Below are 12518 nucleotides of genomic sequence, written 5' to 3' on the forward strand. Positions count from 1 at the left end.
GATCATGCATCCGTATGCATATACTCCTACTCGTGTCCAAGGTGCTCACCTCTCTGCCTGTCGGTGAACGTGTCGGAATCGCCTTCTCCGGGGGCCTCGACACCTCGGTAGCGGTCGCGTGGATGCGCGAGAAGGGTGCGGTCCCCTGCACCTACACCGCCGACATCGGCCAGTACGACGAGCCGGACATCGCCTCGGTACCCGGGCGTGCCGCCGCGTACGGCGCGGAGATCGCCCGCCTGGTCGACTGCCGGGCCGCCCTGGTCGAGGAGGGGCTCGCGGCCCTGGCCTGCGGGGCGTTCCACATCCGGTCCGGCGGCCGCGCCTACTTCAACACCACGCCGCTCGGGCGGGCCGTCACCGGCACCCTCCTGGTCCGCGCGATGCTCGATGACCAGGTGCAGATCTGGGGAGACGGCTCCACCTTCAAAGGCAACGACATCGAGCGGTTCTACCGGTTCGGCCTGCTCGCCAACCCGCACCTGCGCGTCTACAAGCCGTGGCTGGACGCCGACTTCGTCAACGAACTCGGTGGCCGCCAGGAGATGTCCGAGTGGCTGCTCGAGCGCGGGCTGCCGTACCGGCACAGCACGGAGAAGGCGTACTCGACCGACGCGAACATCTGGGGCGCCACCCACGAAGCCAAGGCGCTCGAACACCTCGACGCGGGCATCGAACTCGTCGACCCGATCATGGGCGTACGGTTCTGGGACCCGACCGTCGAGATCCTCACCGAGGACGTCACGATCGGCTTCGAGCAGGGCCGGCCGGCGACGATCAACGGCAAGGAGTTCGCCTCCGCTGTCGACCTCGTACTGGAGGCCAACGCCATCGGCGGCCGGCACGGCATGGGCATGTCCGACCAGATCGAGAACCGGGTCATCGAGGCCAAGAGCCGGGGCATCTACGAGGCACCCGGCATGGCTCTGCTGCACGCCGCCTACGAGCGGCTGGTCAACGCCATCCACAACGAGGACACACTGGCCAGCTACCACAACGAGGGCCGAAAGCTGGGCAGGCTGCTGTACGAGGGCCGCTGGCTGGACCCGCAGGCGCTGATGCTGCGCGAGTCGTTGCAGCGCTGGGTCGGGATGGCGGTCACCGGTGAGGTGACGCTGCGACTGCGGCGGGGTGAGGATCACTCCATCCTGGACACGTCCGGGCCGGCGTTCAGCTACCACCCGAGCAAGCTGTCGATGGAGCGGACCGAAGATTCCGCCTTCGGGCCGGTCGACCGCATCGGTCAGCTGACCATGCGCAACCTGGACATCGCCGACTCCCGCGCCAAGCTCGAGCAGTACGCCCGGCTCGGCATGATCGGCAGCCCGCAGCCGAAGCTGATCGGTGCCGCGCAGGCCGCCTCGACCGGACTGATCGGCGCGATGCCGGAGGGCGGGGCCGAGGCGATCGCCTCGCGCGACATCCCGAGCGAAGAGGAGCTGCTCGACCACGTCGCGATCGAGTCGGGTAGGGACTGATCCGGCTTTCGCTTCTGCTGCGGCTTCGCGTCTCCTGCCGCTTCACTTCTCCTGCCGCTTCGCTTGTTCCGCGGCTCTCGCTTCTCCTGCCGCTTCGGGCTGCCTACCCGGCCAGCCGCTTGGCCGCGTCGTATCCGAGGTGCAGAAAGTCGGCACCGGCGATGGCAGAGGCGATGCCCATTCCGAAGCGGGTGAGCCTCGGCACGAAAACCAGCCCGGACGCCAGCCCACTGGCCACCCACACCGCCGTGCAGAACGGGCAGGTCAGCAGCTCACCGATGGCGTGGCGGGCGCCCCGGCCACGGGGGCGCTCGTTGAGTTCGGCCTCGCCGGCCGGACCCTCGAACGCGGTGACCGGAGCGCGCAACGGGCTGGTGACGGCGTCCTTGGTCAGCAGGCGGGAGAGCTTGTGCGTGGCCAGCGCCAGCAGCAGCAGGTCGCCCGGCGCCGGTCGCTCGGGCAACCGCCGGCCTAGCAGGCGCGCGGCCAGCGCCACGGTACCCGCCGCGCCCGCGTAGCCCGCCAACACCAGCGCGTACCCCTTCAGTGGCCGCTCGTCGCTGGCGCTGTCGGCGTACCCGCGCACCAGCGTCGACGTGGTGTCTGTCGATCCCATGCGCATCTCCTACCCGGCACGTTCGGCGCGCAACCGTCCCACCTACGTGTGACGGAGACCTCGGTACCTTGCAATCCACGGCACGGCGCAGAGGATTGATTCGCACGGTGCGTACGGGTGGGGGCGATTCGCGTGGAGAGTGATCTCGACGAGGCCGTGGCGGTCTTCACAGAACTCCGGCCGCGCCTGTTCGGGATCGCGTACCGCATGCTCGGCAGCGCCGCCGAGGCCGAGGATCTGGTACAGGACGTCTGGCTGCGCTGGCAGGCTTATGACCGGAGTACGGTGACGAATCCCGGCGCGTTCCTGGCGACCACGACCACGCGGCTCGCCATCAACGCGCTCCAGTCCGCGCGGGCCCGCCGCGAGACGTACATCGGGCCGTGGCTTCCCGAACCCGTCGACACCAGTGCCGACCCGTCGCTGGGCGCGGAGCGTGGCGAGGCACTGGAACTCGCGGTCCTGATCCTGATGGAAAGTCTCACCCCGCAGGAGCGCGCCGCCTACGTGCTGCGTGAGGCGTTCGACTACCCGTACTCCCAGATCGCCGAGATCCTGCAGTCCAGCGAGCCGGCGGTCCGCCAACTGGTCAGCCGGGCGCGCAAACACCTGGCCGGTCAGCGGCGCACACCGGTGAGCAGCGCGGAGACGAAGCGGCTGCTGACTGCCTTCCTCGCCGCCGCCCGATCCGGTGACCTCGCCGCCCTGGAGAGCCTCTTCGCCGCCGACGTGATCAGCTACGCCGATGGCGGTGGCGGCCGGGGCGCCTCGCGGATCCCGGTGGTGGGCCTGGAGCGGGTGGCGAAGTACCTCAGAGCGTTCGCGGACCGGTTCTGGATCGGCGTCGACGTGGCATGGACCAGCGTGAACGGGCAGCCCGCCGCGCTGTTGTCCCGAGACGGCACGGTATTCGCGGTGCTCGCCGTCACCGCGTCCACCGAGGGGATCGACCAGCTCCTGTGGGTGATGAATCCGGCCAAGCTCACCGGGGTGTCGGCACCGCGGTGAGTCCCCGGCGGCCGAGACCTCGACGAGGAGTCGGCCGCCGGACTCGGGCGCCGCGGGGGGTCAGCGCTTGAGCCAGTCGCGGTACGCGGTGGGCGCGATCACCGCACCCTCCCTGGCGATCAGGACATCGCCCTGTACCGCGGCGAACATCCCGGCGCTGTCGTCGGTGACCACGGTGCGGGAGTCGCCGCGAGCGGCAAGGGTGATCTTGCCCAGCTCGTCGAGCGGGAACACCTCGGGACCGGCGACGTTCCGCGTCCCCTGCAACGGGGCGCCCATGGTGACATCCGCCACGGCCTGCGCGACGTCGGCCGAGGCCATCGGCTGGACGGGCGTGGCGGGCAGGCGCACGGTGTTCTCGTCGGACGTCCAGGACAGGACCGCGTCCACGAACTCGAAGAACTGGGTGGCGCGGACGATCGAGTACGGCACCGGGCCGGCCTTGAGAATGTCCTCCTGCAGCACCTTCGCCTGGTAGTAGACCAGGTCGGGCACCAGCTCGGCACCGACGATGGACAGGATGACCGCGTGGCCCACCCCGGCCTTCGCGGCGGCGCCCAACAAGTTGTCCATGGTCGTCTGGAAGAAGGCGGGCGACGCGTCGTCGAACGTCGGCGAGTTCGTCAGGTTCACCACGACATCGGCGCCGTTCAGCGCCTCGGGCAAACCCTGCCCGGTAAGCAGATCAACACCGGTGGACGGCGAAAACGGCACCGCTTCGTGCCCGGACCGCTGCAGGATCTTGACGACCTGCGACCCGATAAGCCCCGTTCCACCCATCACGGCGATCTTCACGTCAGTTCACACCTTTCCCAACAAGGCCAATCCTCTGATCCGCCGGCGGCCTTCCGCATCGAGTGCGGCCGCCTCCGGCAGGCAAGACCGGATAGGGGGCTCGGTTGTGACAGCCGCCGCGGACTCGGCCGTGACCGGTGACCGTGCGTGTCAGGGGTACCGGGTAAAACAGGGCTATGAGCAGCATAGGCGCGGAGCTGAAGCGCTGGCGTGGTATTCGCCGGCTCAGCCAGCTCGAACTGGCGACGCTGGCCAGCACCACCCAGCGTCACGTCAGTTTCATCGAAAGCGGGCGGTCTCAGCCGGGACGCGTGGTCGTGATCCGGTTGGCCGAATCGCTCGGGCTGTCGCTGCGCGAGCGCAACGACCTGCTCACCGCGGCCGGCTACGCGCCTGTGTTCACCGAGTCGAGTCTGGATGAGGCGGCACTGCGCCCGGTCCGGTCCGCCCTCGACCAGATCCTGCGCGGCCACCTGCCGTATCCGGCGCTCATCGTCGCGCCACACGGACGAGTGGTGGCGGCCAACGACGCCATCGACGTGTTCACCGAGGGGGCGTCACCCGAACTGCTCGCGCCTCCGGTCAACGTGCTGCGGCTCATGCTCCACCCGGAAGGCATGGCACACCGGGTGCGAAACTTCCCCGAGTGGGGACGGCACGTCATCGAGGGGCTGCGCGCCCGGGCGCGACGCAGCCCGGATTCGCGCCTGGACGACTTCGTCGACGAACTGGCTCAATACGTCCCCGAGGAACCGCTCGGCGCCGAGCATGTCGGGTTTGCCGTACCGATGCGGTTGGCCTCGGCCGACGGTGAGCTACGCCTGATCACCACGCTGACCTCGTTCGCCACCGCGACCGACATCACCCTCGCCGAACTTGCCCTGGAGGCGTTCCTGCCCGCCGATGAGGCCACCGCCGAGCTGCTTCGGATCCGGGCGAAGCGATAGCCCGCCCCGGCCGGCGGTTAGGGCCGGGGCGAGTTCACGGCCGGTAGGAGGGCACCGGCGCACCCACCTGCTTGGCCCTGTCCAGGAGCATCGGGGCGAACTTGGTCGCGTTCGGCCCGTCGAAGTGCAGCCCGTCCTCGCGCTGCGGCGCGCCCGGCTTGTCCACCGCGCAGGTCGGGTCGGCGCACAGCAGGTCCCACAGCGACATGGTCAGTACCTTGCCGCCGAAGCCCTTCGCGACCTGGCTGAACAGTGCGTTGTAGGTGGGCATGAGGGAGTTGGAGACGTTGCTGTCCCGGCAGGTCTTGGTGTCCGGGCCGCCGACCCGCTTGCACAGCTCCGGGCCGGCCGGCGTCAGGTCGAGCCACACCACGGTGGCCCCGCGACTGGTCAACCGCGTCAGCGCGGTGCGCCAGTGGTCCTCGATCACCTTCTCCTGTTCGGCGGTGCCGCCCATGAGCGCGTGGTCCGGGCCGTACGCGATGTCCAGGTCCCACCGCGAGTACACGAAGATCACCGACGGGTCGTAGGTGTCGACGAGCTGGCGCTGCGCCGCCTCGACCTTGCCGGGGCAGCGGTTGGCACCGATGACGTCCTGCGCGTCGGATCGCTCGAAACCGCCCACGCTGCACCCGTCGAAGGCCGCGCTGACCAGCCCCCACCCGTTGCGCTTGGCGATGTCGACCAGGCCCGGCGCGGTCAGCCGGGCCACCGAGTCGCCGGCGAAGCCGACCGTGTACGCGCCCAGTCGCGGCTTGTCGACGAGCACTCGGAACTGTGACGCGTCGTCGGTCAGCAGCGGCTTGGTCGCGTTGGCGGTGCTGCCCAGCACCAGTACGGCCGCCACCCCGATGACCACCGGCGTGGCCACCACCAGCCGCCGAGGTGACAGCCGGAACCCGAACGGCTTACCCCGCCGGATCGGCTGCTCGATCAGGTAGAAGGACGCCACCGCGATGAGCAGCGAGACCGCCACCCGCACCATGTCCAGCGCCGCGCCACGAAGCCCCGAGGAGGATTCGGTCAGCGCCTGATATACCGGCCAGTGCCAGAGGTACAGCCCGTACGAGATGCGGCCGAGCCAGGCCAGCGGTCGCAGCCCCAGCAACCGGGCCAGCGGCGAGCCGACCGCCCCGCCGGCATAGGTGCCGGACACCAGTACCGCGGCCACGAAGCCGAACACCAGCCCGCCGCCCCGGTAGTACCACGGCCACGAGTCCGGCATCACTACCAGCGCGACCAGCACCACCAGTACGGCCGGCACCGCCAGCCGGCGCAGCCACGGCCGCAGCCGATCCCCGAGCGGGCCGGCGACCAGCAACGCGAGCGCCGCACCGGCCAGCAGTTCGTGCGCCCGGGTGTCGGTGCCGTAGTAGACCCGCGACGGATCGGACGCGTGGTAGTAGTGGCGCATCAGCACCGCTGAGCAGAGTGCGCCGACAACGGCGACCGCGGTCAACAGCCCCACCCGGCCGCGCCGCCACCGCAGCAGCACCAGCACCACCAACGGCCACACCAGGTAGAACTGCTCCTCGATGGCGAGCGACCAGGTATGCAGCAGCGGCGACGGCAGGTTGAACTGCGCGAAGTAGGACTGCCCGGAGAGCACAAAGTGCCAGTTCGCCAAGTACCCGAGGGTCCACCACGCGTCGTGGCGCACGGACCAGATCCGGTCCGACGGTCCGGTCAGCGCCGCCCAGACGCAGACCGCCAGGATCACCAGAAGCGCCGCGGGCAGCAGGCGCCGCACCCGGCGGGCCCAGAACGTGCCGAGCCGGATCGTGTCCCGCACCTGATACTCGCGTACCAGAAGGGACGTGATCAGGAAGCCGGACAGCACGAAGAACAGGTCGACGCCGAGGAAACCACCGCGCACCCAGGGCAGCGACAGGTGGTAGAGCAGCACCGAGACCACCGCGACCGCGCGCAGCCCGTCCAGTGCCGGGCTGTAGGCCAGGTTGGTGTTCGACGCGGTGGGCGGGGCGTCCTGTGAGGTGGTTATTGTCTGCGGTTCGGTTTCGAGCGCCATCGGCTCGGCAGTATTCCACAGCCCTCCCGGACATTCCATCCATGTGATGGTTCGGTCGCCGTGGAGCCGGTGCGGGCCGCGCGCCCCTGACTCTTCGCAGTCCACCGCACACGCCACGCATCCGGTGTGGCTTGCCGGCTACGGAGTCATTCGTCGCTTGACAGCAGATGGTGGAGGTAACGGGCGGGATCGTTCAGGAACGCGCGGGTCAGCGCGACCGTCTCGGCCTCGTCGTAGGCGACCTGCCGGATCGAGCCGTCGCCGTCGATCTGGAGGATCCGGGCATCGGGCGCCGAGAGCAGGATCGGCGAGTGAGTGGCGACCACGAACTGGGCGCCCTGGTGGACAAGCTCGTGGATGCGGGCCAGCACCGCCAGGCAACCGTGCACCGACAGGGCTGCTTCCGGTTCGTCCAGCAGGTACAGCCCGCGCGGCCCGAACCGGTGGTTGACCAGGTCGAGGAACGACTCACCGTGCGAGCGCTCGTGCGGGTTGTGCCCGCCGTACGCGGGAAGCAGCGAGCGGGACACGGTATCGAGGTTCAGGCGTTCGATCTCGGTGGCCACGTTGTAGTACGACTCGGCCCGCAGGAAGAATCCGGTACGTGGTCGGTGGACGTCGCGCACCAGCCGCAGGTAACCGCCGAGGGACGACTCGGAGGCACGGGTACTGAATCGGAAGTTGGTCGATCCGCCCTCCGGGTTGAACCCGGCCGCAACCGCGATCGCCTCGACCAGGGTGGACTTGCCCGCACCGTTGTCACCGACCAGGAACGTGACGCCCGGGTCCAGGTCCAGCCGTCCGGCCGCGCGCAACCCGCGGACGACGGGCAGCGTGAACGGGTACCCGGTCAGGTCCGCGTCGCGTTCGTCCAACTCCACCCACCGGACGAATCCGCCACCGTCGCGGCGCCCGGTTGACGTTCGACGTTCAGCCGCCAACGGTCCCCCCACCACTCCGGGGCGACGGGCACCGGATCTTTGCCACGGTACGTCCGGTCTTCACGTCGATGAGCAGAGTCTCGCCGGCGAGAGCAGGCGATGACGCGTCGTCCGGCGGCATCGTCCGGGCCTCGCACACCGGCGACAGTCCAGCGGGGGCGAGCGCCCCTGGCTCTCCGCCGATGCAGGCAACGCCGACGACCGCCGCGACGGCCAGAAGCGGGCGTACGCCCGGCGCCCAGCCGCCACGCGGTGGCGTACGCGGAGCGTCAAGGTCGATCAACGTCATCCCGGCAGGTTACCGGTGCGTTGGTTCCTCGACGCACCGCCTTGACTTCCCCCATGTCGGTTCCTTGACGCGTTTACGACCAGTTCGGCTCGGCGCGACTGACGCCGCACGACGACCCGAACCAGTCGCCGTGCGGGCCGCCCGGGGAGGGACGGCCCGCACGGTCAGACCCGGCTGAGTTCCGAGCACCGGGTTCAGGTGTGGTCAGAACTTGCCGGCCTCGATGTTGGCCAGCGTCACCCGCGAGGACTGGTAGGTCTCCAGCGACGGCGGAGTCGCGTCCGCCGGGTCCTGCCCCGGGGCGGGGCTGACCGCGGAGCTGACCGGCAACCCGGTCGTGGCGTTGATCGTCAGCACCTCTTGGGCGCTGTCGCCGAAGATCGCGGGCCCGGCCGTGATGGTCAGCGTCGGCTGCCCGCCGGTCGTCGAGTCCGCGACGGTGACCTCGGGAATGGTGGAGAGCAGACGAAGCACGCCCGCGCGGACATCCGGGTCCTCCGCCCCCCTGGCCAGCGCGTCGACGCTGTTGGTCCAGAGGACGTTGTTGATGCCGTCCTCCAGGGCCTTGCCGGTGGGCCGTGGCCGCGGCGACCTCGTGACCCCCTTCTCCCGCAGAATCCGCTGCTCCTCGGCCATGGCCTTGTCCCACGCCTCCTGCGCCGCGGCGGGGCTCAGGCCCAACCCCCACGGGTTGGCGGTGGCGTTGACCATCTGCTCCCGGGCCTTGGCGAGGTCGCCGGTCGCCGCCAAGCGCGCCGCCGCCACCTCACGGGAATCCTCCGGCTCGGCGAGGTTGTCATGGTGAGCAATGGCCGCCGGAAGGGCGCCCTCGGTGTCCGTCACGTAGACGTCGCCGCCGTCCGTGTACAGGTTGTAGGTCACATATGGCGCCCTGTTGGCAACGGTCTGGGTCCTGATGACCAGCGACGCGTCTCCCGGCAGCGGGCCGTCGGTCGCCGTGATGTCGGATGCCAGGGATACCAACCGGGAACTGACCGCGGGCGCCTTCGACGCCGACCCGGCGGCCGCCCCGGCCGGCGCCGCGGACCGGGGCGTCGACGTGGCGACGGTCGCGACGGCCACCGCCGCCGCCACCGCACCGATGGCACCAATGCCGACCTTGCCCAGAACGCCCACGCGGAAGTTGCGCACCCAGGAGAACCTCTCCGCTCGTACCGGGGCCGCCCCGGACTCGACCATCGCCGACCGCAGCGTCGCCCGCGCCTGCTCGTACGCCTCAGACCGCAGCGGCGGGACATCCTTCAACTGACTGAGCAGGTCCATCTCGTCCACAATCACAAGCTCCCCTTCACACTGTTGAAATCGTTCAAGAGCGCGGCCACTTCCGGCGCGTTTCGCAGCGCCATCCGGGCCTGATGCAGAAGACGGCGCGCCGTTCCGGCCGGCATGCCGAGCGCCCGCGCGGCATCGGCGACGGTCAGGTCCTCCCAGGCGACGAGGGTCAGCACCTCTCGCTCCTCCGACCTGAGCTCTGCCAGGGCCGCCCGCAGTACCGCCTGGATGTCCACGCGGTCGTCCACCGCCGGCCAGGGATCCCACCCGGTCGCCATGCTCGTCACGTCCGGTACGAGGTCCTCGGCCGGCCGGGACCGCCAGTAACGCCGGAGTCGGTTCAGCGCCACGCCGTACAGCCACGGCCGTGCCTCGGCGAACGACCGGTCATAGGTCTTGCGGGACTCGAAGGCCGCCACCCACACCTCGCCGAGCAGGTCCTCCGCCGCCTCCCGCCCCACTCGCCGCGCGAGGTAGGCCCCGACCGCGGCTTCGTGACGGCAGATCACCTCCACGAAGGCGTCCCTGTCGCCGGTCAGCGACCTGCCGATCAACTCCGCGTCTGACGTCATGACCCTCCTCGTCCCTGCCTCGCCTTCCACACAGGGATTGCCAACCCGCCCCCCAAAGCGTTCAGGGCCGGAACGAGCGAGGTTCCGCCCCGGCCCGTCGACCCACAGCCTGGAGCGCCGCCGGCAGTCCCCGCCTGACCAGCAGAAGCGCCCCCGGTTTCATCACCATCCGCCGTTGAAGAGGGCCAGGAGCGCCGGCGCCGGGTCTGCCGCGGTGGTGGCGTTGGCCACACCGACAACGATCACGACCAGCACCAACAACACCGAGAAAGCGCCGAACGACCCCCATACCCGTCTCGTTCGCCGGTCGGATGACGTCGTTCGCACAAACCTCCGCCACCACAGCGCCACGCTCGTGCCGATGAGAACGACCACCACCATCGCGGCGAGCACGGCCATGACCACGTGGTACCGCGTGAAGTCGTTGATCATCACCCCGACGGCGGGCGGTGTCCGGCCACCCGCACTCCGAGAGTCGGACAGTTGCTGCCTGACCTGCGCTAGCGTATCGGCGAGCGGTCCGTCGGTCGCGCCGCCGGTGAGCATCGGCATCAGCGAGGTGAACGGCGCTACAGCACCCTGGATGTTGGCCATCACGGCCGCCAACGAGAGCAGCGCGAGCATCGTGACAAGAACACCGGCCGATGCCAGGAGTACCTGCCTCGCCGCCCCGATACCGCCGGCGTTCACGAACGCCCGCCAGAGAAGAGCGCCGAGCGCGATGAGCACGATCAGCAAGATCCCGGCGATCACACCCTTGGCCACGTGAAAGCGGAACCAGTAATCGACCACCCTGTCCAGGTCCGGGGAGAAATCCCGGTCGCCAGAACGCCAATACTCGACGAACGCCCGGCGAACGGCTTCGGTGAGATGGTGCTCGTCGGCGAAGCCGCCGCCCGGCCCCCTCGCCGCCAGCGCGGGCGGGCCTACAACGAAGGCGCCGATCAGGACGGCAGCGATGGCGGTGAGCGTGGCGATCGCGCGACTGCGGACACCTCGCGCCACCGCCCTGAGCAGGGTGGGAGCCGACATCATGGGCCCAGGCTAGGAGAGCGTGGCGGGCGCGAACCAGGACGCTGGTTGGAGTCTTCCGGGTAGTGGTAGCCATACCCGGCACGCGGCGCTTGCATCGCATGCACCTTCAACAACCTCGGCGTACCGATCGACCGCGAGGTCAGCGGCTGATTGGCGAAACTGGCGCCAGCTTGTTAGGTGGACGAAGCCTGGGACAGACTGTGGTCGTGACCGTGGAGACGCCGGAACAGCGCAGGACGCGGGAGCAGCAGCGCGTCCTTTTCGATGGCGTGGCTGGGCTGTACGACGCCACCCGCCAGAGTTATCCCGCTGAGATTGTCGACGCCGTCGTCGCGAACGCCGCGATCGGCCCGGGCGCCGCCGTACTGGAGATCGGCTGCGGCACCGGCCAGCTCACCCGGCAATTGGCAGGGCAGGCGTTCAACCTGACCGCCATCGACATTGGCGCGGCGATGGTGCAGGCCGCCCGGCGCAATGTCGCGGACGCGACCGCCCGGTTCCAGGTGTGCTCCTTCGAGGATTTCCCAGACAGCGGTCCATTCGATCTGATCGTGTCCGCCACGGCCTTCCATTGGATCGATCCCAGCGTGGGTCTGGCCAAAGCCGACCGGCTGCTGCGGCCCGGCGGCTGGGTTGCGCTGCTGACCACCGGGGAACGTTATCCTGAGCCGCTCCAGGGAAGGCTGCGCGATCTGTGGGTCAGGTACAGCCGCCAGGCCGGGAAATGGGGCGGCCAGCCTGCTTGGCTGACCGCACTGCGGGAGAACGGGCGCTTCGGCGAGACGGTCGAGGCGAGCCACACCAGGGCCCTCCGCCTTCCCGCGGAGGCCATCGTCGGCGTCGAACGCACCCGCGCCACATTCCTCAGCTACGCCGAGCAGGATCAGGCGGATTTCACCGCGGACCTCAAGGCGCTGCTGGAGCCGGGCTCGCATGTCGACCTGATCCAGGAGAGCTTCCTCGCTATGGCACCAACAGTCTCCTGATCCCGTCGTCCGCTTCGGCGAGCACGTAGACCCATCCCGAGGGCCACACCGTCAGGCTCAAGCAGCCCCGAGCCCCGGCCAGATCACCTGTCCGGTCATTGTCAGGGCTGCCGCGTCGGGCACCGGACGCTCCGACAACCGGCACAGTTCACGCAGAGCGTCCGCGAAGCCTTCGTCGTCCTCGTGTATCTCGAAGTACTCGCCCCAGGTGACGTCCACCGTCAACTCGACCCAGCGTTCGCCGTCGGGCGGTAGCTCGATCGCCGAGACCTCGACACGGGAGATCTCGTCCCACGTCAGCGCATAGACGCTGGTGGCGCCCGGCCGCATCTCCTTGCCGTACATCGAGACCAGCGGCTCGATGACGGACGTTATCGTGATGCCCTCGTCCGTCACCTCGACTCGCCGCACGAACGGATCCTACGCGTCGACACCCCCTGGTCCGGACTTCACAGGCCGCCACGGGCCTGTGGGGCCCCAAAAGTTCGGGGCCCCACAGGATGGGGTTCTCAGTGGGAGTTGGACTTGT

13 protein-coding genes are annotated in these 12518 nt (G+C 69.4%); 4 read left to right on the forward strand and 9 right to left on the reverse strand.

The genetic code is table 11. The features are described from left to right. Positions 1 to 32 precede the first annotated feature (32 nt). Complete coding sequence (gene argG / locus Raf01_RS05865) at positions 33 to 1478, forward strand: argininosuccinate synthase (protein WP_203916695.1); 1446 nt, start codon at positions 33 to 35, stop codon at positions 1476 to 1478. Between the two features lie 103 nt (positions 1479 to 1581). Here the strand turns inward: argG and Raf01_RS05870 are convergent, their stop codons facing one another. Next, positions 1582 to 2094, reverse strand: a complete 513-nt coding sequence (locus Raf01_RS05870) for a DUF1360 domain-containing protein (RefSeq protein WP_203916696.1) — start codon at positions 2092 to 2094, stop codon at positions 1582 to 1584. Between the two features lie 117 nt (positions 2095 to 2211). Here Raf01_RS05870 and Raf01_RS05875 point away from each other — a divergent pair, with 117 nt between their 5' ends. Next, positions 2212 to 3102, forward strand: coding sequence for an RNA polymerase sigma-70 factor (locus tag Raf01_RS05875; protein ID WP_239133405.1), 891 nt, complete (start codon positions 2212 to 2214; stop codon positions 3100 to 3102). Between the two features lie 60 nt (positions 3103 to 3162). Here Raf01_RS05875 and Raf01_RS05880 read toward each other — a convergent pair whose 3' ends face one another. Beyond that, complete coding sequence (locus Raf01_RS05880; RefSeq protein ID WP_203916697.1) at positions 3163 to 3897, reverse strand: SDR family oxidoreductase; 735 nt, start codon at positions 3895 to 3897, stop codon at positions 3163 to 3165. A 176-nt stretch (positions 3898 to 4073) separates the two neighbouring features. On the opposite strand from Raf01_RS05880, the gene Raf01_RS05885 reads away from it, so the two are divergent. After that, positions 4074 to 4844, forward strand: coding sequence for a helix-turn-helix domain-containing protein (locus Raf01_RS05885; protein WP_203916698.1), 771 nt, complete (start codon positions 4074 to 4076; stop codon positions 4842 to 4844). A 34-nt stretch (positions 4845 to 4878) separates the two neighbouring features. On the opposite strand, the gene Raf01_RS05890 is transcribed toward Raf01_RS05885, so the two are convergent. The 6 genes from Raf01_RS05890 to Raf01_RS05915 form a co-directional block, all read right to left on the reverse strand. Continuing rightward, positions 4879 to 6873: an acyltransferase family protein gene (locus tag Raf01_RS05890; RefSeq protein ID WP_203916699.1), complete on the reverse strand. Its 1995-nt coding sequence runs from the start codon at positions 6871 to 6873 to the stop codon at positions 4879 to 4881. 146 nt (positions 6874 to 7019) lie between these two features. Next, on the reverse strand, positions 7020 to 7754 hold the full coding sequence (locus tag Raf01_RS05895; RefSeq protein ID WP_203916700.1) for an AAA family ATPase: 735 nt from the start codon (positions 7752 to 7754) through the stop codon (positions 7020 to 7022). Between the two features lie 49 nt (positions 7755 to 7803). Then, entirely contained in the window at positions 7804 to 8103 is a 300-nt protein-coding gene (locus Raf01_RS05900) for a hypothetical protein (protein WP_203916701.1), read from the reverse strand. A gap of 204 nt (positions 8104 to 8307) precedes the next feature. Next, complete coding sequence (locus Raf01_RS05905) at positions 8308 to 9402, reverse strand: hypothetical protein (RefSeq protein WP_203916702.1); 1095 nt, start codon at positions 9400 to 9402, stop codon at positions 8308 to 8310. After that, a complete protein-coding gene (locus Raf01_RS05910; protein ID WP_203916703.1) occupies positions 9399 to 9968 on the reverse strand; it encodes an RNA polymerase sigma factor in 570 nt (189 codons plus the stop codon). The genes Raf01_RS05905 and Raf01_RS05910 overlap by 4 nt, the downstream gene beginning before the upstream one ends. Positions 9969 to 10130: 162 nt before the next feature. Beyond that, the gene (locus Raf01_RS05915) at positions 10131 to 11003 is read right to left on the reverse strand and encodes a hypothetical protein (RefSeq protein WP_203916704.1); all 873 of its coding nucleotides are present in this window, start codon (positions 11001 to 11003) and stop codon (positions 10131 to 10133) included. Positions 11004 to 11209: 206 nt separating this feature from the next. On the opposite strand from Raf01_RS05915, the gene Raf01_RS05920 reads away from it, so the two are divergent. Further along, complete coding sequence (locus Raf01_RS05920) at positions 11210 to 11989, forward strand: class I SAM-dependent methyltransferase (RefSeq protein ID WP_203916705.1); 780 nt, start codon at positions 11210 to 11212, stop codon at positions 11987 to 11989. 57 nt (positions 11990 to 12046) lie between these two features. On the opposite strand, the gene Raf01_RS05925 is transcribed toward Raf01_RS05920, so the two are convergent. Further along, complete coding sequence (locus tag Raf01_RS05925) at positions 12047 to 12400, reverse strand: hypothetical protein (protein ID WP_203916706.1); 354 nt, start codon at positions 12398 to 12400, stop codon at positions 12047 to 12049. Between the last annotated feature and the right edge of the window lie 118 nt (positions 12401 to 12518).

The sequence above is a fragment of the Rugosimonospora africana genome, assembly GCF_016862975.1.
Lineage (GTDB): Bacteria > Actinomycetota > Actinomycetes > Mycobacteriales > Micromonosporaceae > Rugosimonospora > Rugosimonospora africana.